This is a genomic window from Undibacterium sp. GW821-FHT07F11, from assembly GCF_059418665.1.
Window position 1 is genome coordinate 499991 of record NZ_JBWKQH010000004.1, and the last position, 21687, is coordinate 521677.

Annotated in this window: 19 protein-coding genes; 9 read left to right on the plus strand and 10 right to left on the minus strand. The window is 53.1% G+C overall.

Going from position 1 to position 21687, the window contains the following annotated elements:
* Positions 1-195: 195 nt before the first annotated feature.
* Together AC07OI_RS12800 and AC07OI_RS12805 are read right to left on the minus strand one after the other, a co-directional pair.
* A complete protein-coding gene (locus AC07OI_RS12800; RefSeq protein ID WP_495257495.1) occupies positions 196-597 on the minus strand; it encodes a RidA family protein in 402 nt (133 codons plus the stop codon).
* On the minus strand, positions 587-1168 hold the full coding sequence (locus AC07OI_RS12805) for a hypothetical protein (RefSeq protein WP_495257496.1): 582 nt from the start codon (positions 1166-1168) through the stop codon (positions 587-589). Before AC07OI_RS12805 ends, AC07OI_RS12800 begins: the two co-directional genes overlap by 11 nt.
* 634 nt (positions 1169-1802) lie before the next feature.
* On the opposite strand from AC07OI_RS12805, the gene AC07OI_RS12810 reads away from it, so the two are divergent.
* Positions 1803-2411: a hypothetical protein gene (locus AC07OI_RS12810; RefSeq protein WP_495257497.1), complete on the plus strand. Its 609-nt coding sequence runs from the start codon at positions 1803-1805 to the stop codon at positions 2409-2411.
* Between the two features lie 141 nt (positions 2412-2552).
* On the opposite strand, the gene AC07OI_RS12815 is transcribed toward AC07OI_RS12810, so the two are convergent.
* A complete protein-coding gene (locus AC07OI_RS12815; protein WP_495257498.1) occupies positions 2553-3299 on the minus strand; it encodes an SDR family oxidoreductase in 747 nt (248 codons plus the stop codon).
* A gap of 92 nt (positions 3300-3391) precedes the next feature.
* Positions 3392-3880 carry a MarR family winged helix-turn-helix transcriptional regulator gene (locus tag AC07OI_RS12820; RefSeq protein WP_495257499.1) on the minus strand — a complete coding sequence of 163 codons (489 nt, stop codon included), beginning with the start codon at positions 3878-3880 and terminating at the stop codon, positions 3392-3394.
* 178 nt (positions 3881-4058) lie between these two features.
* Here AC07OI_RS12820 and AC07OI_RS12825 point away from each other — a divergent pair, with 178 nt between their 5' ends.
* Together AC07OI_RS12825 and AC07OI_RS12830 are read left to right on the plus strand one after the other, a co-directional pair.
* Complete coding sequence (locus AC07OI_RS12825; protein WP_495257500.1) at positions 4059-5138, plus strand: alpha/beta fold hydrolase; 1080 nt, start codon at positions 4059-4061, stop codon at positions 5136-5138.
* A 58-nt stretch (positions 5139-5196) separates the two neighbouring features.
* Positions 5197-5613: an organic hydroperoxide resistance protein gene (locus tag AC07OI_RS12830; RefSeq protein ID WP_495257501.1), complete on the plus strand. Its 417-nt coding sequence runs from the start codon at positions 5197-5199 to the stop codon at positions 5611-5613.
* A 125-nt stretch (positions 5614-5738) separates the two neighbouring features.
* On the opposite strand, the gene AC07OI_RS12835 is transcribed toward AC07OI_RS12830, so the two are convergent.
* The 3 genes from AC07OI_RS12835 to AC07OI_RS12845 all read right to left on the minus strand — a co-directional run bounded on the left by AC07OI_RS12835 (position 5739) and on the right by AC07OI_RS12845 (position 11763).
* Complete coding sequence (locus AC07OI_RS12835; protein ID WP_495257583.1) at positions 5739-8927, minus strand: di-heme oxidoredictase family protein; 3189 nt, start codon at positions 8925-8927, stop codon at positions 5739-5741.
* Positions 8928-9578: 651 nt separating this feature from the next.
* Positions 9579-10319, minus strand: a complete 741-nt coding sequence (locus AC07OI_RS12840; RefSeq protein WP_495257502.1) for a siderophore-interacting protein — start codon at positions 10317-10319, stop codon at positions 9579-9581.
* 190 nt (positions 10320-10509) lie between these two features.
* Positions 10510-11763: an MFS transporter gene (locus AC07OI_RS12845; RefSeq protein WP_495257503.1), complete on the minus strand. Its 1254-nt coding sequence runs from the start codon at positions 11761-11763 to the stop codon at positions 10510-10512.
* 370 nt (positions 11764-12133) lie between these two features.
* Between AC07OI_RS12845 and AC07OI_RS12850 the strand changes: the two genes are divergently transcribed.
* Positions 12134-12739, plus strand: a complete 606-nt coding sequence (locus AC07OI_RS12850; protein ID WP_492701597.1) for a DUF4124 domain-containing protein — start codon at positions 12134-12136, stop codon at positions 12737-12739.
* 138 nt (positions 12740-12877) lie between these two features.
* Here AC07OI_RS12850 and AC07OI_RS12855 read toward each other — a convergent pair whose 3' ends face one another.
* Positions 12878-14083 carry an MFS transporter gene (locus tag AC07OI_RS12855; RefSeq protein ID WP_492701595.1) on the minus strand — a complete coding sequence of 402 codons (1206 nt, stop codon included), beginning with the start codon at positions 14081-14083 and terminating at the stop codon, positions 12878-12880.
* 218 nt (positions 14084-14301) lie between these two features.
* On the opposite strand from AC07OI_RS12855, the gene AC07OI_RS12860 reads away from it, so the two are divergent.
* Complete coding sequence (locus AC07OI_RS12860) at positions 14302-15213, plus strand: LysR family transcriptional regulator (protein ID WP_495257504.1); 912 nt, start codon at positions 14302-14304, stop codon at positions 15211-15213.
* 75 nt (positions 15214-15288) lie between these two features.
* Here AC07OI_RS12860 and AC07OI_RS12865 read toward each other — a convergent pair whose 3' ends face one another.
* Positions 15289-16398, minus strand: coding sequence for an early set domain-containing protein (locus AC07OI_RS12865; protein ID WP_495257505.1), 1110 nt, complete (start codon positions 16396-16398; stop codon positions 15289-15291).
* A 227-nt stretch (positions 16399-16625) separates the two neighbouring features.
* Between AC07OI_RS12865 and AC07OI_RS12870 the strand changes: the two genes are divergently transcribed.
* From AC07OI_RS12870 to AC07OI_RS12880, 3 genes are all read left to right on the plus strand, one after another.
* Positions 16626-17357 carry a class I SAM-dependent methyltransferase gene (locus tag AC07OI_RS12870; RefSeq protein ID WP_495257506.1) on the plus strand — a complete coding sequence of 244 codons (732 nt, stop codon included), beginning with the start codon at positions 16626-16628 and terminating at the stop codon, positions 17355-17357.
* A 99-nt stretch (positions 17358-17456) separates the two neighbouring features.
* The gene (locus AC07OI_RS12875) at positions 17457-18242 is read left to right on the plus strand and encodes an alpha/beta hydrolase (RefSeq protein ID WP_495257507.1); all 786 of its coding nucleotides are present in this window, start codon (positions 17457-17459) and stop codon (positions 18240-18242) included.
* A 118-nt stretch (positions 18243-18360) separates the two neighbouring features.
* A complete protein-coding gene (locus AC07OI_RS12880; RefSeq protein ID WP_495257508.1) occupies positions 18361-19149 on the plus strand; it encodes a hypothetical protein in 789 nt (262 codons plus the stop codon).
* A gap of 222 nt (positions 19150-19371) precedes the next feature.
* Here AC07OI_RS12880 and AC07OI_RS12885 read toward each other — a convergent pair whose 3' ends face one another.
* Positions 19372-20034: a TetR/AcrR family transcriptional regulator gene (locus tag AC07OI_RS12885; RefSeq protein WP_495257509.1), complete on the minus strand. Its 663-nt coding sequence runs from the start codon at positions 20032-20034 to the stop codon at positions 19372-19374.
* A gap of 199 nt (positions 20035-20233) precedes the next feature.
* Here AC07OI_RS12885 and AC07OI_RS12890 point away from each other — a divergent pair, with 199 nt between their 5' ends.
* The gene (locus tag AC07OI_RS12890) at positions 20234-21424 is read left to right on the plus strand and encodes a TCR/Tet family MFS transporter (protein WP_495257510.1); all 1191 of its coding nucleotides are present in this window, start codon (positions 20234-20236) and stop codon (positions 21422-21424) included.
* The last annotated feature ends 263 nt before the right edge of the window (positions 21425-21687 follow it).

Below are 21687 nucleotides of genomic sequence, written 5' to 3' on the forward strand. Positions count from 1 at the left end.
TCGCGTAATCGTACACAACCGTGTTCGACAAAAAAGGAAAAGACCTCAAGCATATCGCATGGTCATCGTAAATCCATCTGAACATGAGCATGGTTTATTGATGCCTGAAAACCGAGAAGAAACCATTGCGCAGAGGCAGGCTAGAGCAGGCAGCATGCGTACGATGACGCTGCGCTTATCGTCTACGTCCCTGCATCAGTACGCGGCTACAGCATCAATCTCCACGAGGTACTCGGGATTGCCAAACGACGAGACCACGACGACCGTAATGGCCGGTGCTTTGGCCCGCTTATCCCAGACCTGTTGGAACGCTTCGTACCCGTCCTTGACGGGGCTCCCCTGCACGATGTGGATGTTCCACTTCACGACATTGCTCAGCTTGAGGCCTTCCGACTCCAGGATCATCGTCACGTTTTTCAACGCCTGGATGGTCTGACCCTTCAGGTCTCCCGGTGCGACAACTTTCCCTGTCGCATCAACGGAATTCTGACCGCCAATGAAAAGCATGTCCGTTCCCGCTTTGACTTTCACTGCTTGCGAAAAAGCCGGGCTGGACATCATGTTCGGAGGATTAATGTGCGTCGTCTTATTTGTCACTTGATTGCTCCTTTTGTCGGATGCTGCGAGTGGGACGGCAACACAAGTCAACGCCGCTGCAAGAAGAAGGTGCTTCATGGCCGCTCCTGTTGTCGTGTAAAAAGGCTAGAGGTGTTCGCGTCGAGTGCCAGCGATAAAACAAGCAATGCGAGCGCCCCGAACTGAAGCGCAAACCGAATGGCGTGACCCATTTCCCAGTCTGCACGCAGGTCGGCCCAATTGAGCGGAATGCTCGGCAGCATCGCAGCAAAAAACGCGGTATTCGCCGGAGTAACCAGCCAGAAAAAATGACCGGAAACGCCAGCAGCAACATGAACAGCGCGCCCAATGTGAACCACAGGTCGCGCTTGTTTTTGCGCAGGAAGAATGCAAGTAGACCAGTTGCAGCAATCGCCAATGGCTCAAGCACGCCACCCATATGCGGCGGTCCCCACTGAACATACAGCGACTTCTGAAGCGTGATGTAGAGCTTGCCCGTCACAGCGATGTGATGGTTCTGCATGTAGTCGATGGGAGCGCCATGATTACTGCGTTGTGCGTTGGCTGAGTACAGTGTTTCGTCTGAAAACATGTATGTCACCTCTTGGAATCAGGTTGAAGCTAACGAATAATGCTTATTCGTGGCACCGGGAACGTAAAAATGAAGTTCGTCAGGTAGTGGCCGAGTGATCAGATTCTAAGTGTGCACGGAGCGCTCAACCAGATCTGTACGCTAACTAACTTATGACAATTCTCCGTGCCCGAGATTCACAACCCTGGGCTTAAAACCCCAATATTGTGTGGTGTTAGAAGAAGGCCGCGCCCTCAATCCAGAAGCCTTGCGCACGAAGGCCAGTGCGGCCGCGTGAAACAGTCGGCGGCATTGAATCTATTGAATCGGTCTGCCGTAATGGAAAGCAAGAAAGACCGAGTCAGGTCTTTTATTACGACAATTCTAAGCTAAGAAAATGTATGAATGTATGTGTAGTAATCGGCTCACTGCCGAAAATTACGCCGAAACAAACACGAGAGTTTACTCAGTGAAAATCATTGAATTAGAATGTTTGCTTAAGAAACCTGACCCAGGCTTTGCGTGACCCCCGCTTTGCACCAATCATACCTGGGGCCGTACTGAAATGCATGAATGTAAAACCTGCTTCACCTTTTTCACTGTAAGATTCGATTGGCTTGGTCCAGAGAAATTTTTCAACATTTAAGGTGAATTTATGGGTGTGCGTTATTCTCTTTACTCAGTATTTCCTATTGGTGCTCAACCTGACCTAACTGAGCAAGTTAAATTTTTTGAAGAGTATGACTTCGAATTCCTTCCTAGTGGTTTTTCGTATTTTGTAGAGGAAGGAGAATTGATCGATAAGGAAAACAATACTGTAGTCAATTCGACAGAGCAGCTAACCCAATTACCAAATAAAATTATCAGCGGAGTGGTTCAAAATTGGGATGGAAAAAATGGAGTTGGTTTTACCATAGGGTATGTGCAAAGTGGAGAAAGGATGATAGGGATAATTAATTTTTTGAGATCCGAAATCGAACTGATTCATAGTTATTTGCATACAAGAGGTACGAGTTTAGCCAGTTTTATGTGTAAATATCATTCTCTGATGGGGGCGGAAGTGATTTTCGGAGGATCTAGTCGGGGATTGTTGTACTCTGATTTGTTGTTATGTGTGAGTTCGCAATTGGATTTGTTACCTAAAGAAGTAGGATTTTTTCTAGTGAATGAAGATTCAAAGCATGTTCCCAGTGCGCAAAGAGTCATAAAAACTATGGCGACGGATCAAAAGAAAATATACATGGATTGGCCGTTCTCAGCCTAAATTATCTTGGTGCCCAGTGCTCAACACACTTAATTCCGTCAGAAGCCAACCACCCGCGCCCGAATAGCGTGTAACAATATAAGATCCTCAAAGGGAACGTTGTGAAAAGACCAGGCCTCTCATTATCTCCCCCTTCCAAACTCACCCAAACACCCCACCCTCATCCGCATCCAGTATCACCGACAAAGTAATATGCCGTGGCCGCGTCAGTGCAAATAGCACGGCATCCACCACGTCCTTGCTGGTCGCACGCTCACCCTTTTTGCGGTCTTGCACTGCCCCCCATTCTGGCTGCTGCGGTGCTACGTCATCGAGGTAAGGCGGGTGCACGCTGATGGAGCGTATGGGCGTGCCTGCCAGCATTTGCCGGAAGCCGTCTGCCAGGCCTGCCTGGGCGCGCTTGGCGGCGTAGAAGGGGACGGACACGCTTTGCATCCTGGCGTTTGGCAGGCCGCTGATGGAGCCTATGGTGAGGATGTCTGCACCACTTGATAATCTCAGCAGCGGCAGCAAGCCTTGGGTAAACAGGAAGGTGCCTGTGACGGCAGAGTTGATGACGCCCAGTACTTGGGCAGGTGTATAAGCTTCATCGCTGGCTTGCAGCCACATGGCGCCGTTGTTGATGAGCAGGTCGATATGGGTGTGCGATTTGATGATGGTATCGACGGCATCTTGCACGCTTTGCACATCGGCCAGATCGGTTGCTATACATACAGGGTTTGCGCCGCCCATGTTTTGTATGATGCTGGCGGTATCAGCGAGTTGTGCAAGATTGCGGCCGCACAAAATCACCTTGCAACCTGCCTCTGCCAGTGAGATGGCCAGTGCGGCACCCAGGCCGCGTCCTGCACCGGTGATTACTGCGGTTTTTCCAGCCAGACTATGCATATATTTTCCTTACGAATTTTCCTTAATTAGCGAGTGAAAAACTATACAGCAGTCTTGCCGCGCATGCAGAATGGCAGTCTGCACGGCGAATGTTAACTACCTGCCTCATTTTGCTTATAGGCATCCATCAGATTGGTGCGCAAGTTGACGATGGCTTTTTGCAGCACGCGAAATTCTTCCGGTGCCAGGCCGGATGCCCTGGCTGTTACTTCTCGGTAGTCAAATGCTTTTTCTCTCAGTTCGCGCCCGGCATCGGTCAGTGATACCAGCACGCTGCGCTCGTCTTCGCTGTCGCGCTCGCGGCTCACATAGCCCATGGCTTCCAGGCGTTTCAGCATGGGTGTCATGGTGCTGGGTTCGAGGAACAGTTTTTCGCTCAATGACTTGACAGTCTGGCCGTCTTCTTCCCACAGGCAAATGATGGTGACGTATTGCGGGTACGTCAGCCCCAGTTGTTCAAGCACGGGTTTGTAGACACGTGAGTAGGCGAGGTTGGTTGAATACACCGCAAAGCACATGAAGTCGCCAAGCCGGGCTGCCTCCTTGTCAGCTTCAGTTTTTTTGTACATTTGTTTGCTCATTTAGCATTCCCGTAAATTAATTATCGAAATAATGATTATCGTACTTGAAAATGATCTTGAACCGGTATATATTTCGCTTAATAATAATTATGACGATAATTAAATTATTGATATTTACCAGGAAATACCCATCGCAGCATCTACCTGAAAACCAAGCCACCATCACTGGAGTAAGCAAATGCACCAATATCTCAAACGCATCACCCGGGTCAACAGCAAGCGTCGCTTTACCCTTGCCGCCGTCACACTCGCCCATGTCCTTATCCTTACCAGTGCGCAATTCATGCTGCCAGCAACAGCCCAGGCGCAGTCCGCCAGCGCGACACAGAATGTGAATACCAAGGCAAGCCAGGGGCTGCCCGGCTTTACGGCCATCAGGCAGATCAATGCCGGTGAGCTCAATGTCGGCTATGTGGAAGAAGGTCCGGCAAATGGCCCGGTAGTGATTTTGCTGCACGGCTGGCCGTATGACATCAACAGCTACATTGATGTCGTGCCCATGTTGACCAAGGTTGGTTATCGCGTCATCGTGCCGCATCTGCGTGGGTATGGCACGACCCGCTTTCTCGACCCCAATGCCTTGCGCAATGGCGAACCAGCGGCGCTTGCTACTGATGTGGTGGCGTTGATGGATGCGCTGAAGATAGACAAGGCCGTGCTTGCCGGCTATGACTGGGGTGCACGTACGGCAGGTATCGTTGCTGCGTTGTGGCCTGAGCGCGTCAAGGCGCTGGTTTCTGTCAGTGGCTATCTGATCGGTAGCCAGGAAGCAGGCAAGCAAGCCTTGCCACCCAAGGCCGAGCTGCAATGGTGGTACCAGTTCTATTTCGCCACCGAGCGTGGCCGCGTCGGCTATGAAAAGAATCGCCATGATTTCGCCAGGCTGATCTGGCAAACTGCATCACCACAATGGCGCTTTGACGATGCCACGTTTGATCGTAGCGCCGTGGCACTGGACAATCCTGATCACGTCGCTATCACCGTCCACAATTATCGTTGGCGCCTGGGTCTGGCTAATGGCGAAGCGAAGTATGAAGTGCTGGAAGCAAAACTGGCCAGCTTCCCTGCCATCACGGTGCCAAGCATCACCATGGAGGGTGATGCCAACGGTGCGCCACACCCTGATCCTGCTACTTACGCCAAGCGCTTCACGGGCAAATACAAACACACGCTCATCACGGGTGGTATAGGCCACAACTTGCCGCAAGAGGCACCACGCGCCTTTGCTGATGCGGTCATCAGTGCCGACCATCTTTAATGGTGACTGGCATCTACTTTTTCTTCACTATCAATATCACACTAAATAAGGAAACGTCATGAGCAAGATAGAAACAGTCGTCTATACAGGCAAAACCCACACTACCGGTGGCCGCGATGGTGCCGCACAAAGCGACGATGGCCGTCTCGATATCAAATTGTCGCCTCCTGGCAGCCATGGTACAGGCACCAATCCTGAGCAGCTTTTTGCAGCGGGTTGGTCAGCCTGCTTCATCGGTGCGATGGGCAGGGCGGCGAGGGAGAAAAATATCTCACTGCCTGCGGGCACTGCGGTAGATGCTGAAGTTGATCTCGGTACCGGGGAAGGCGGCTTCTTCTTGCAGGCGCGCCTCAGGGTAAGTCTTCCGGGCTTGCCTGGCGATGTGGGGCAAGAGCTGATCGCAGCGGCCCATCAGATTTGTCCTTACTCGAAGATGAGTCGCGGCAATATCGACGTGAGTGTCACGCTGGCTTGAGGTGAATCTGGCGCCGACAATACGTGGCGCAAAAATAAAAAAGCACTGGCGGGCAGATGATTTGCCCGGCAGTGCCTGTTAATTGCAACAAGTCAGATCAAGATAATCTAAAAATTACAGCGTTTTTATAGGGATTTCAAGAAAGCCAGCACCGCATCACGGTCAGTTTTTGACAAGGCTTCAAAACGCTGGCGGGCTTTATCTGCTTCTCCGCCGTGCCAGAGTATGGCTTCGGTCAGGTTACGGGCGCGGCCATCGTGCAGGTAGCCTACCTTGCTGTTATTACCCATGACTTTCTCGGTATAGCCTATGCCCCATAGTGGCGAGGTGCGCCACATATTGCCCTGGGCCTGGCCTTCTACCAGCTTGTCGGCCAGACCTGTGCCCATGTCATGCAGCAACAAGTCTGTGTATGGCCTGATGGTCTGGTTGCGCAATTCAGCCAGCAAATGACCATTACCGGTTTTCATCTCCACCGTGTGACATGCCGAGCAGCGCATATTCTGGAACACCTTGGCACCGGCACTGACTTGCTGAGGATTGACGACATGCTCATCCATAGGTGCTACACCTTTGGGGAAACCACTGGCGATGCTGCGTTGTGCAGGTACGGCCACCAAGCCCAGGTAGCGGGTGATGGATTGCAGGTCAGCTTCCGAGATACCTTTTTGCGCCGGTGCGGCAGCACAGCCAGCCGGGTCTGTCGTGCAGCTACGGTTAGGGTAGCTTGGTGAAGTGACCGCCATGTCCTGCAACAGCGCGGCAGCAGTCTGGTGACGCAGGGTCGCCTTGGATGCCTTCCAGCCAAAGCGGCCTACGCGTACAGCACCGGTTTCTGGTTCATACACATAGTTGGCCAGGCCGACGACACCATCAGCATCTGGTGATGTGCGGGCACGTGCCAGGATGTCGGCTTCAGGTATGGCCTCTAACAAGCCCATGCCTATCATTGGTTGGGCAGCGCGCAGCGAATACACTGTCGGTACAGCGCCTTCAAATGCCAGCGTGGGTTTGCGCAATTCCACATTGGTGCCATCGGCCAGCTTAGTTGTGCGGGTTTCAAATCCGGCGACGTTGACATTGGTACCCCAGTTTTGCGGCACGCCGCTGCTGGAGAACGCATTCATCTGCACCACAGTGCCATATTGCGGATGCGGCAATTGCTGGCCTGCTGCATTGGTGGCTGCCACCCTGACCGACATGCTGTCGAGACGCTGGTTGATGGCAACTGGTGCAGGGCTGCGGCCATTGTTGACGTGGCAGGCGATACAGGCAGACTGGTTGAAACGCGGCCCCTGCAAACCCACTGCCTGCTGGTAGCGGTCATTGCCGTTCTCATTATGATCACCCGTCGTGAAATTGGTATGCACCAGACGACGACCTTCAACGAAACGCTGTATGTTTTGCATGCCCGCATTATTGTGCGGTTGCTGGAACATGAACAAGCCATTGTCAGAATAATTGTAAGAGACGGAACCCTGGCCGCCTGACAAAGTCTCTTCCGGCAGTGGCACCGAGTTCAAGCGTGGCTGCACGCCATACCATGGCTTGAGGCCAGAGCCGACCACATAAATCCATTCAGACGAGTAATAACGCACACCACCGCTATCCCCCTTGGCAGCCATTCCCTCAGGCGTGGAGAACATGGATGGTGATACTTCAATAATGTCACCCACCACCAGCGGACGTGCCGGGATGTTTTTGCCATTCGGGAAGCCATTTGCATCCAGGTCGCTATGTCCAGGATAGTCCTTTACGCGCAAGGTACAGGCACCATTCACACCGTCCGGCGTGTTGAGCTTGTTATTGGCAGGGTAGGGCACGGGTTTGCAGATGGCGACATTGCGGTCTACCAGTTCACCCGGATTCATCCAGCCATAACCAGTAACGCCGACGCGGTCAAAACCACGGAAGAAGGCCACGCCACCCGGCAAAAAGTCTACGGTATTGTATTGATTGACGGTCAGTGTTGGCTTGGTCACGCCAGCCACGCGGCTATTGTCGATGACTTCAAAACCCCAGGTGCGGTTCTTGAAATATTGCGCGACGAAGGTCAGGTAATTGCCGGGGCCCTTGTCAACTGGCAAGCCAGTTGCTGCATCGACAGTTTCATTCGGGCCGTAGCCAATTTCATTCCATTCTTCGCCACGCTCACGACCATGGCGTGCCAGGCCGCGTGCACCAAAACGTGTGACCAGGGTGCCGTCAGGCAGAGTGAATTGCAGGCTTTCCAGTGGTTCTGCTGCAGCAGGCAACGGTGCCCAGCCGCTACCACTGGCTGGGAATTTCAAGGCGGTGGTCGCTGCATCTGGCAGGGTATTGTCGCTGCCTGGTGACTTGAACTCAACTTCAAACAAAGAATAACCATACTGGGTAGCGCGGGCTACGCCTTGCAGGCGTATGTAGCGGGCATTTGCACCAAGGTTAAAGAATTCTTCCGTACCGCCTTTGCCACCACTGACATAGCGCAGTTGCGTCCAGGTCTGGCCATCGTCAGATACGCGCAGGGCGTATTCCTTGCCATAAGCATTTTCCCATACCAGCTTCATATAGCCGACGGGCGTCTTGGCACCAAAGTCAAACTGTATCCAGGCACCGTCTTCTGAGGTGCTGCCCCAGCGCGTATTGGCTTTGCCATCGATCGCCATGGCGGCTGACATGGCCTGGTTTTCTACTGCGGATGAAGTGGCGGCGACAGGCTTGACGGCCACACCAGGTTTGCTCAAGTCTATCGTTCCAGGGTTGCTTGGCTGGCTGGGCTGGGTTGGATCGGTGCCCGGTTGTGTTACTGGCGTGCCTGAGAATGCCTGTATCTCTATGATGGAATAACCATACTGGGTAGAACGTTTGATGCCCTTCACGCGCAGGTAACGGCCTTTGCCATTGAGCTCGGTCAGGTCTTCAATGCCACCCTTGCTATTGTCTACGGTCTTGATCGTGGTCCAGTCACTATTATTGTCCGAGACCTGTAGCAGGTATTGCGTGGCATGGGCGTTTTCCCACTGTATACGTACACGGGTGATGGTTTCTGTCTTTCCAAAGTCCAGCGTCAGATACTGGTCATCTGTAAAAGCACTGCCCCAGCGGGTATTGTCGTTGTGGTCTATCGCTGCGGCTGCCGACAGGTCACCACGTTCAACGGAACTGGCGGTAGCTGTAACAGGTGTGAGCGCTGTTTCGGCTGGTGCAGCTTGTGGTGGTGCAGCCATGGGGCTGGTACCGCCATTGGTGCTGCCAGAATCAGCAGTGCTGGAACCACCGCAGCCTGCCAGTTGCAGGCAAAGTAGCGATGAGGCCAGACAGATGGCCGTCATGCGATTGGATATTTTTTTCACGTATGAACTCCTGGTTTTTTACGTTGATGCATATGGATGCATGGATGCGTGGGTGCACGGCATCCATTGATACTCATTGAAACTGCAAGGCGCATGTTTGTAGATGCGCCCTGGTGAAACTTGACTGAGGTCATGAATTACAAATGAGCAAAAAAAGAAACAGGTAAAGCCGGTCTGTATTTGCTATTTGTTGTTTGTGGCCTGACAGTATCCAAATGCCAGACATGTTGCAAGGCTGGGCAAATGGGCTTCTGCCTGCCCTGAATTGGGGCGTGGTTCATCTCAAATTTTGTCAGCGGGGCTGACAGATTTGGTCAGTTTGGAAAGCATCCCAGTGCTGGTTAGCAAATTTGATTTGGAAAAATTGGAAACTTTTCCAATTTTATGGCAATGCTTGTGCTAATACCAGTTGCCAAACCATGTGCAGCCCCAGAAAAATTGCTGACAAAAAATGGCCAGAAAATATCAAATTTAAATTTGTAATACACAAAATTTGCCTGAAAAAGAAAGTGGTATTAGCGCTATCTGGTTTATGACAAACTTGTAAGAAACAAATTGATTTTCCTGTTACAGAAAACTTACAATTGACGAGATGGGAACACAACGCAAACACCATTTTTGCAACGCCTTTTACACCTCATCACGCGTCCAGTAACTTGACGATTTTATCCATGCCTCTGGCTGCCCGCGCTGTTCCACCATATAGGTACGTAATGCCCGCGCGGCCTGTTTTTCAGCAGCGATCCAGATATAACCATCGCCAGGCGGGAATTGATAAGCAGCCGCTGCTGCCAGCAAGGACTGCTCATCACTGACTGAATCGCTATCACGTAATAGCCATTGTGCTTGCCAGTTGGCGGCGGTTACGCAAGCCTGTTTATCTGCCGCATCAGCAAGCATGATGATGCTGGTGACGTGTACGCCTGCGCGCAATTGCTCAACACGTCTAGTGATTGCTGGCAGGGCAGTGGCATCGCCTATGAGCAGATACCAGTCAAAATCGTCTGCCACGACCATGGATTTGCCCGGCCCACTGACAATCAGGGTGTCGCCTGCTTTTGCCTGCATCGCCCATGCATTGGCTGGCCCATGCTGGTGCAATGCAAAGTCCAGCACCAGCGTGCGCGCCTGTGTGTCGAAATATCGCGGTGTATATTCGCGTGTAACAACGCTGTCTGCCTCACCAGCAATGGGTAGCAAGATCTTGACGTGATCATCATGCGCGAGGCTGGCAAAATCATGCAGATCATCTGATTGAAAAGAGATGCGCTGCATATGTGGCGTCAAGCGTGTGACGTCGGTGACGCGCAGGGTTCTGCGGCGTTTTTCCCAATACAGGCGTTCGATGTGGTGTTTGGTGTTTGTAGTCATGATATTTTGAATTTTTTGTGAGCCATAGCTCTTGTTAATTAATTTTGCAGGTTGGGGGGATGTAGGTTGGGCTGATCTGTAGGTTGGGCTACGCTTTACCAGCCTAGCGAGGCCCAGCCCAACACTGGGCGTTTAAATAACGTATACGTGTGCAGTGGTCGGCTGTTGGGCTGATGAGGCGTAGCCCAACCTACGAGGTTTTCCCTCTCCCACACCGCCTGACATTAAACGCCAGCGCCAGCGTCGCGCACACCGCAACCGGTATCCCCACCATCCATGGCAGGCGTACGGCAATCGCATACAGGGATGTGCCAGCCGCTGGCCCCACGGTATCTTTCAAATCTGCCGCCACCGATGCCGCTGCCATATAAGTTGCCCGTGCATGCGCAGGTGCGAGTTCCATGATCAGGGTAGGCAGCAAGGGGCCAAACAGCATTTGCGACAGCGACAGCAAGCTCACGCCCAGCACCAGTGCGGCAAGGCTGGATGAAAACAGCAGGCAGATGAAAGCAGCCACCAGCACGCAGCCGCTGGCAATCACCATCCTGAAGTTGCTGATGTGCGCCAATAAGGAACTGATTTTTAACTGGAACAAGACCGTCAGCACCGCCGCATAAGTAAACAGCAAACCTATCTGCGATGGCGTCAGGGTGCCTGCATCTACGGCATACAGCGGCAAGACTGAACTTAACCAGCCCGCCGATATTTGCAGGCACATTGACCACAGCAGCAAGCCAGCCAGGCGCGCATCCCTGAAGGCTGGCAGGATGCCCAGCAAACTGTCATCCTCATCATCAGAGATGGTATTTTTTGTCAGAGTCTCTGGCAGCCAGAGCGCAATGATCAGTGTACCCATCAGCGTTGCCAGTGCAGACCCCAGAAACACCGCACCCAGAGAAAACGGCGCCAGCACAGATCCCACCGCCGGGCCGGCGACACGGCCTGCACTCGACATGACGCGTGCGATGGAAAAATAATAGCGATGCTGTTCAGGCGGGATGGCGTCGGCAATCACCGCAGAGATGGTGGGATGCAAGACACTTTCAAACGCACCTATCAAGATCAGCACCAGGGCAGACGCCCATACGCCGTGGGTAAAGTAGAGGAGGGCAAAGCCCAGCCCCACGCCCGCAGTGGAGATCAGCAGTACCGGGCGCCGCCCGACGCGGTCGGCAATGCCGCCCACCAGAGGAGTGGCCAGCAATTCGCCGCCAGAGTAACAAGCCAGCAGCAAGCCTATATTGGCGACAGAAATACCCGCCTCTTTTTCTGCCCACAAGGCAAAAAACGGCATGAGTACACCATCGGCAAAGCCGACAAAAAAACAGAGGAAAAGGCCAACCGCAGTGGCAAGAGGTGCATTCGTGAAAATGCCGAGAGAGGCAGAAAGCCGGAGTGGCAGTCGTAGTGGTAGTAAAGATACCAGCCGTAATAGAAGTCGCATATACATTATCCATGGCGCGACAAATCTGTTTGCAAATGCATGACAAATTTGTTTGCGCGTTGGCTAACGTAAACGCTTACGTCACTGTTTCCAGTGATATGGGGCGATCCTAACAAAGAAAAATTGCGACGTCAATCAAGCTGCGTGGCATGCTTAAACCCATCTACATGCAGTCCACGATGTCCATACTGTCGGGCTTGCTAGTCCTGCACCATGGATGCACTTGACAAAATAGATAAGCGAATAAATCCTTAAACATAAATGTAACCAATTGTAGCTTGCGTTATAATTTGCAGCTGTTTTTGCATATTTAAATGCAAATTGATAACAAATAAAGACAAGAAACCAGGCTCGCCTTCTCCCATTTATTATGAAAAAATCACTCCTCGCTTGCCTGTCTTTCCTGGTTTTTGCCTTCCCCAGCATGTCGCAGGCAGAAGTACGCAAGTGCGTCACCCCGTCGGGCGAAACGATTTATACAGATCAACCCTGTAATGCAAAAATTGGCAGTACCGCGACTGAAGTCAAAAATGACTCTACACTGCGCAAGATCACGGCCATGCAAAAAGACCGTGACACTGGCAAAAGCTGCTGGGTACTGGATCACCGGTATTCACAATGCAGCATCAGTGTTGACCGTACCCTGATGACCAACTTCAGGGAAAATTGTGGCATCCCCATGAACCAGTTCATCAAGGAGCGCAGCAGCGACAACCAGAGTACCAGTTATAAAAATTATAGAGAACGCCGCGAATACCGCGACACATCGCAAGAAGGTGATGATCTCGAATACATCCACAGATCCACACGCAAAAGCCGCGCCGTTTTGCAATGTGAAGCGCTGGAGAAAGATATGTGGCGTTTCCTGAAGCAAAACTTTAATGAAAAGGTGCCACAGGAAGATGCCAAAAATATTGAACTCAAATTAATGGGTTTGCCTGATCCCGAAAAAAACAATTCGTACTCAAAAAAATAGGCTGCCTATTCCAGACTATCCCAGACTACCCCAGACTATTGCAGTCTGTCGCAGACTGCTGCAACTGGCTTGACACAAAAAATGATGGGGATATGCAGCAATGCATATCCCCATTCATGTTTTTAGCTTTGATAAAAATCAATGCATGCTGACAGCACCCAGGTGCACAGCCTTGTCAGGCAAACCCTCGGCCCTGTCCAGCTTGCCTGCCAGAGTTGTCAGGCTCCACGCACCTACCACTACCAGCGCACCTATCCAAGGTGTATGCATCAAACCGATGTGGCTGACAATCAGGCCACCTGCCCAGGCACCGAATGCGATACCGACATTAAATGCGGCGATATTCAAGCCTGATGCCACATCAATAGCCTGCGGCGCATCATGCTCGGCGCGCTGAACGACGTAGACCTGCAAACCCGGCACATTACCAAAAGCCACTGCACCCCAGGCTAATACTGTCAGCAAGGCCAGCCATTTGTTATGTGCAGTAAAAGTCAGCACCAGCAAGACCAGGGCCAATAAGGCAAACACGATTTGCAATGCCGCGACTGGCCCCTTTTTATCTGCCAGTTTGCCACCCCAGATATTGCCAAAAGTAACTGAGACACCATACACCAGCATCACCAGGCCCACTGCATTGGCGCTAAAGCCGCTGATGTCCTGCAGTATCGGTGCCAGATAAGTGAAGGCGATAAAGCTGCCGCCATAACCCAGCGCCGTCATCGCATACACCAGCAAGAGACGCGGTTTTTTGAGCACCGCCATTTGCGTCAACAAAGAGGCAGGCTTGCTGCTGGCGATGGTCGAAGGGATCAGGATCGCGCAACCAATAAAGGCAATCACACCCAGCGCCGACACCGCCAGAAACGTCGCCTGCCAACCCAGATGCTGGCCGATAAAGGTACCCAGCGGCACGCCCGTCACCAGTGCCACCGTCAGGCCGCTGAACATCAGCGCAATCGCACTGGCGGCCTTGTCCTTGGCGACCAGGCCAGTGGCTATCGTTGAGCCTATGGAAAAGAACACCCCGTGCGCCAGCCCAGTCAGCACCCGCGCCGCCATCAGCGAGGCATAGTTGGGGGCCATCCAGGCTACCAGGTTACCGATCGTGAACAAGGCCATCAGGCCAAGCAATAATTGCTTGCGTGGCACTCGGCCAGTCAGCGCAGTCAACACTGGCGCACCAACGGCCACGCCCAATGCATACAGGCTGACCAGCAAACCGGCAGAAGGAACAGACACCGCCAGGCTGCTGGCGATGGTAGGGATAAGGCCGACAATCACAAATTCTGTCGTACCGATGGCAAAGGCGCTGAGTGTCAGCGCCCACAAGGCTAAGGGCATATTAACTCCTGGGTTGAACTTACGCAAAACCGCCCCAGCTGCGTTGCAGCTCCCGCATTTAGCAAATTCGGTACTAAAGTACTGTCTTCGTCGCTGACGCCTTGCTGGGACAATTTTGCGTAAGTTCTATGTAAATGTGAACGAGATGCCAGTCTGAACCCATGCAAGCATAAGAAAAATAGCTTAAGCTACACTTAACTTGTGACTCGGAATCAATAATGCTAAGCCTGGAAACCATGAAAGCCCTGGTGGCAGTGGCCGATACCGGCTCGTTCTCGGCCGCGGCCGAGCATCTGGGGCAGACGCCGTCCGGCATCAGCCGCAGTATTTCCCGCCTTGAAGCGCAACTGGGCATGACCCTGATGACGCGCACTACCCGCAAGCTGGAGCTGAGCGAGGAAGGCCACTGGTTATTGCAAAGGGCCAAGAAAATACTCTGTGATATTGATGACACTGAAGAACAACTAACAGCCAGATTGTCGCAACCATCCGGCCTGGTGCGTGTGAACGCCGCCACCCCCACGCTAGATCACTTGCTGGCACCGCTGGTGGCAGATTTTCTGGATGCCTATCCTCTCATCAAGCTGGAGTTGGTCAGCGGTGAAACCTTTGTTGATCTCATCGAAGAGCGCGCTGATCTCGCCATACGCATAGGCCAGCTCACCGACTCCAGCCTGCATGCACGCCGTCTGGGTAGCAGCCGCATCCGCCCGGTGGCGGCACCACATTACCTGGCACGTCACGGTGAACCACAGACCGTGGCCGACCTGGCCCAGCACAGGCTGCTGGGTTTTACCGCGCCCGCCAGCCTGAATACCTGGCCGCTGCCCAAATCAGACGCAGCTAATGCCGCAGATGGAGAGGGCTACACCATAGACCCCGTCGTCAGCGCTAGCAATGGCGAAACCCTGCGTCACCTGGCCGTGCAGGGCGCTGGCATCGTTTGCCTGTCCGACTTTCTGACCATGGCAGACCGTGCCCACGGCAGACTCAAACCGGTGCTGTCCGACATCAGCCTGCCCTGGATGCAGCCAGTCTGGGCGGTGTTTTACAAACAGGAAGCGATACCACCACGGGTAGCCGCTTTGCTGGATTTTTTGATGACGAGATTGCCGCTGGACAGGGTGTGAGGTGAGGGTAAATTACGTAAATTCGTAGGTTAGGCCGGGGCTCGCCAGGCCACGCTTCGTAGGTTGGGCTACGCCTCATTCCCGCGCCGTAATCGTCAACACAGGCGCATCAGGATCAGCCACATTCAAGGCAAAGTGATACTTGCCCGCCTGTGGCGGTTCAAACCACACATCCTTGCCGGACCAGGCCAGAGCCTTGCCTGTATTGATCACGAAATTACCCTTGTTTTCATTGGCCCTGCTGTCGGCTGCACCAAGCTCAACCATCTTTAAATCTTTCGAGACTATTCTGAACTTGCTGATACCTTTGGGTAAAACCACGTCCACACTGAAATTGCTGGCATCAATCTGCGTCAGAGGCAAAGAGGTATCCCACTTGTTCATGTTGCCGCTCAGGTAGATAGGCTGGGCGGTGAAATGCGCTATGCTGGTGGCTGGCGATGGCTGGAATTCGACCAGGGTGTCGTCAGGCCAGTTGCGTTCAGAAAGCGGTAACACGACATACTTCATCCTGTGGCCGGTATAGAGCACCGTGCGCTTGTCACCTGACACCAAGGTGACACTGTCCGACGCGAAAGGCGTATACGTGCCATAGCTGACCCTCGATGACATACACCAGTCCGTCCCACCCAAAGCTACGGCAGCAGCGGTGCGCAGCAAGACATTGAGTTCTTTCTTGGCGATTGCTATGGCAACCTGGCATTCAAGGCGCACATCACCAAGGCGGCGCATATTTGGCGGTACGTTGGCGCTGCTCACGCGTGGCATGCCATTGAATTCACCACGGCTGCGGTTGAGCATCAGTTCAGCATTACCATCGGCAGCGGCCTGGTCGCGTGGCAGGATAAAGCTGCCATCAGCGGCAAGCACCACCGGGATGGATAGATCATCTGTAGCGATGCGCAAGCTCAGTCCGGCCAGCGATGTACCGGCATGCCTGGGCTTGAGCACAAAGCGCAAGTTGTCCGCCGTCGGGGCCAGGTGGCGTTTGCTCTCGAACATATCAAGTCCGGCCAGCATATTGCGGTAAGAGCGCAATTCAGGATTCTTGATGCCGCTCACGGCGACTGACTGGGGTTCTTCCATCGCCGTGGCAGCAGGCGGGTCTTCTGCGGCTATTGCAGGCTGGCAGACGAGAATCAAAGGCAGGAGTAGAGTCAGGCTGGTGACGAGCAATCGCATCATGGATTTTGGTGTTTGATGAAGACAGTCCGCACTATACTCCACAGTTTTGCGTGTCGGCAAACTACAGGCACTATGATGCAAGGGTGGGGATAATTGAATAATCTGCCACCTGAACTTTGTCGTACCCAAACACTCATAATGTTTGGGCCTGACAGAAAATCCTGCCCAGGCTTGCGGGGACAAGTTTGCGTAAATCCTGAATAAAAAACTTTAAAAGGAGATAAAGAATGCGTATCCATCAATACATGGGCATAGCCTTGCTCAGCTTGCTATCCTTTAATAGCCTGGCCCAGGTCAACCTGGCCGAGCCTCACCGCCGTCCGGCAGACCTTACCCGCGACGCCACCAGTCGCCCACAAGAAACCATGGATTTAATGAAGATCAAGCCCGGTATGGTCGTGCTGGATCTGCTCGGCGGCAGTGGTTATTTCAGTGAACTGCTGTCCCAGCAAGTCGGCGACAAGGGCAAGGTGCTCTTGCACAATAACAAGGCTTATTACCCCTTTGTCGGCAAGGAACTGGAAGCGCGCCTGGGCGATGGCCACCTCAAAAACGTGCTGCGCTATGACCGTGAAGTAGATCAACTGGGGCTGGAAGAAAATTCCCTTGATGCCGTCTTCTTTGTCATGGGCTACCACGACATGTATCACGTGTCCAAGCAATGGCTGATCAACCCGCCTGAACTTTTGGGGCAAATCAAAAAGGCACTCAAACCCAATGGCCTCATGCTCGTCATCGACCATTCTGCACCCGCCAATAGCAAAACCAGCTATGCGCAAGAGCAGCACAGGATAGATGAAGTCTACGTCAAGGATGAGCTGGGCAAATTCGGTTTTGAAACCGTGGCACAGAGCGATATCTTGCGCAACCCGCAAGACAGCAGGACCAATTCAGTATTCGACCCCAGCATACGCTCAAGGACTGACAGGTTTGTGCTGGTTGTCAAGAACGTCAAGTAATCAAGTTCCTGATACAGGCCGGCGCAGCATCTATAATGGGCAGCAGAGTGTGGCTGACCCGGCCATGCTCTTCATGCCGAATTTGATGGAACACCTGTCATGTTTACCATAAGCAAGCCGCATTCACTCGCTGCCAAAAAGCGTATCCATCGCTGGATACGCTATTTCTTTGTCAGCTTTGCCATCTTGTTTACCCTCTGGATGATCAACAATGTCAGGACCCGCGATGTTGATGACAGCCTGCTCCAGTCCAGCGCCAGCATCGCACTCACCGACACCCCGGCCTCCCTGGAATTAAGGCCTTTGCAGAGCAAGCCACAACGTGGACTGATTTTTTTCTGTGGTAGTGGCATTGCAGCAGATGCCTATATTCCCCTGCTCAGGCCGGTAGCTGAAGCTGGCTTTAGCGTTTTCATCATCAAATTGCCCTGGCGCTTTGCCCCGCTGGAATCCCACAAGCAAGCTGTCTTGTCACATGCCAAAGACGTCATCACCAGCCATCCAGATTTGTCATCCTGGGTAATGGCCGGTCATTCTTTGGGGGCTGCACTGTCGGCACGCTATGTACAGACAGATACTGAACACATCGCCGGCATGCTGCTGATGGGCAGTACTCATCCCAAATCCGCAGACCTGTCGGGTTTGCGGATACCGGTGACCAAGGTCTTTGCCAGTAATGACCAGGTTGCCCCCAAAGAAAAAATCATCGCCAATAAAAAACTGCTGCCCGCACAAACCAGATGGGTAGAAATCACGGGTGGCAACCATTCCCAGTTTGCCCACTACCGCTACCAACTCCTCGACGGTGACGCCACTATCCCCAGGGAAGAACAGCAAGCCCAGGCACGCAAAGAAATCCTGGCGATGTTGAAACAAGGGGATTGACCCTTTAAAGCTATTGCAAACAACAGCACAATCGCATTACATTGTCAGATTGATTCCGGCGCCATAATGACGCACGTCCCTACACAGGCCAGACTGACAGGTAGCAAGCAAATAAATCATGCGATCACAGCTTATGCAGAACACATTTACCAGACACCGCTTCTGCATGACCAATCTCATCAGCATCATCACTGCGTCTACCTTACTGACAGGTTGTCCTGGCACTGAACAAAGCACTGCTGCTGCATCACATAAGATTTCACCTGCATCTGCCAGCTCGCAGGTAGTGGCGGACAGTGCGGCTAGGGCAAGCGCAATTGCCACGGTAGCCGCCACAGCTACCGCAACTGCAGCAGTTACCAGCAGCGGCCCCTTCGGCCTCGCCATGGCCATCAGCGAAACCGAGCTGGCCAGCAAGTTCGGCTTTGTCAAATCCGGCAAAGCCAGGCATTTGTTCGAAGGCCAGCCGCCGATGCCAGTAGATGACTTCAACGACTATTACGCCGTTACCGCCCCCATCAGCGGCATCTGCAAGGTCGGCGCATCGCGCACCATTACCGCCGTCAGCGGCACAGGTGAACAAATCAAAGCCGCCGCCGATCGCATAGCGCAAACGCTGGAACAGCAATACGGCAAACCCAGTCTCAAAAAAGACAAGGTAAAAACCGACATCTACACCCGCCGTCCGCAATTCTGGATGGTCGGCCTCAAAGAAGGCTCAGTCAGCTACGGCTACCTGTGGGCCAATGGCAAGACAGAGCGCGAACTGCCCGACAACATCCTCAACATCATCGTCTTCGCCCACGCCAAGGCCATCAACCGTGGTGAAGTCGGCGTCAGTTATGAGTTTGCGAATTATGCGGATTGTCAGAAAGAGTGGCGTAAAGAGAAAGGGCGAAAATCATGAATCAACACCAGAAAAGTGTCCATTTCATTACCCTGCGGGATACGGCTTTAGAATGAAAGTGCCGCGCTTATAAACGTATCGAAGCGTTGGCGTTTAAAGCCCCGTAATACATATTCAGGTCATCCCAGCGCAGGCTGGGATCCATCTGCAGCAAATAATGTGCAGTTTATATAGCCTGGATGCAGGCTGCCTGCAATCCGTATTCAACCACATTCAGCCAACTCAAGCATAAGCCGTCCCCGCCATCGCCGCCTTGATACCCACGCTTCCCTTATCAATAATCGCCAGAAAAACAGCTTTCGCTTCTGCGGCATCCTGCTTTTGTCTGAAGCTTTGGTGAGCCTGGATAAGTGCCACCGTCCATGTCGCCAGTAACAGGTTGGCCGCCAGTGCGGCATCGGTATCGCCAGCTTCGCGCTTGACGGACAGGGCCATTGCCTCTGCCACGACTTGTGATATCTCGTCGCGTATTGCCCTGGCGCGCGCCTTCAGGGTTTCGCTGCCTTCTATGGTTTCCATGAAGCCCTGGCTGCCCGGTGAAATAAAGCCTTTGGCACCAGCTGGGAACCTGACATAAGGGCTCTCGACTGCCACCAGTTGATGTGCCAGCAGGCGCAGAGTCTCGATTGGGGAAATGGAGGGATCGCGTTCGCGCAAGGCTGCGCGCAGCATCTCGCGCCCCTCTTCATCACGGTCAAAGAACATGTCTTCTTTGCGCGGGAAGTGATTGAACACCGTCATCCGCCCCACGTCAGCCGCTGCCGCAATCTCATCTACCGTCACATGGTCAAAGCCCCGCTCCTGGAAGAGCAGGGTGGCGGCATTGGAAATACCCTGGCGCATGGCCAGACGTTTGCGGGAACGAAGATCGGACGGATTTGACATGGAAGGCATCATAGCATATATTAAATGTACTCAGTACATAATTATATTGAGTATATTAATAAGAAAGTTGATGTTATGACCAAAATTACAAAAGAAAATGGGCTATCAAACCCTTGTCATGCGATGCCGCGAATAGCGTGCAGCCCTGTGGCGATTCCTGCGCGCATTTCCAAAAATCAAACTGCACAGGAGCATGACCATGAATAAAGCAAGCTCCAAGGCACTGACCGTCATCTTTGCTGCTATCGGTCTTGACGCGGTGGGGATAGGCCTGATCTTCCCCATCTTGCCGCGCTTGCTGGAAGAGGTTACGCATGGTGACAATGTCGCGCCCTATATAGGTATCATGACGGCCTTGTATGCAGTGATGCAGTTCATCTTCGCTCCCGTGCTGGGCGCATTGAGTGACAGGCTGGGCCGCCGCCCGGTGTTGCTGATCTCGCTGGCCGGGGCCGCAATCAACTACCTGGTGATGGCCTTCGCACCGCAACTCTGGATGCTATTGTTGGGCCGTGCCATTGCCGGGCTGACCAGCGCCAATATGTCGGTGGCCATGGCCTATATCACCGATATTTCACCTGAAGAACAAAGGGCGCGCCGCTTTGGCCTGTTCAATGCGGTGTTTGGTGCAGGCTTTATCATCGGCCCCATCCTCGGTGGTGTGCTCGGTGATTACTGGCTGCGCCTGCCCTTCATCGCGGCAGCGGTCTTGAATGCGGCCAACCTGCTCATGGCATTTTTTGTCTTGCCAGAATCACGCACACCCAGCCGCGAGAAGCTGGACCTGGCCGCGCTTAATCCGCTGCTGCCCATGCGCTGGATATTCACGATGAAGAACCTGGTGCCCGTCACCATCGTCTTCTTCATCCTCAGCATGACAGGTGAGGTATATGGCACCTGCTGGTCACTGTGGGGCAACGACGTGTTCCGCTGGAATGGCTTGTGGATAGGTCTCTCACTCGGCACCTATGGCCTGTGCCAGTCACTCGCGCAAGCCTTTTTGCCCGGCCCAGCCGTCAAACTGCTGGGCGAGCGCGGTACCATACTGACCGGTTTTGCCGGTACCTGCCTGGCCCTGGTGGTCATGGCTTTTGCCAAACAGGGCTGGATGGTATTTGCTGTCATGCCAGTGTTTGTCATGGGCGGCGTAGGCATACCAGCCCTGCAGTCACTGGCAAGCCGCATGGTTGACGAGAACAGGCAGGGGCAATTCCAGGGTGTGCTGGCATCCGCCGTCAGCCTCGCCTCCATCATCGGCCCGCTGATGTTCTCTACGCTCTATTTTGTCGTGCGATCACAATGGCCGGGGGCCATCTGGCTCAGCGTGATGCTGGTGTATGCGCTGGCGGTACCGCTTGTGTTGAGCTTGAGATTCCGCAGTGCGGGGTGAAAGTCCGCGTAGGTAATGGGCAATTCCGTAGGGTGCGTTGCAACGCACCGCTTCAACATCAAAAACTATAAGTCAAGAAAATGAAAAGGAAGTGGTGCGTTATAACGCACCCTACAACACTGGTGTATGCGATTGCGGTGCCGCTAGTGCTGGGCTTGAGATTTCGTAGTACGGGGTGAAAGTTCGCGTAGGTAATGGGCAATTCCGTAGGGTGCGTTGCAACGCACCGCTTCAACATCAAAAACTATAAGTCAAGAAAATGA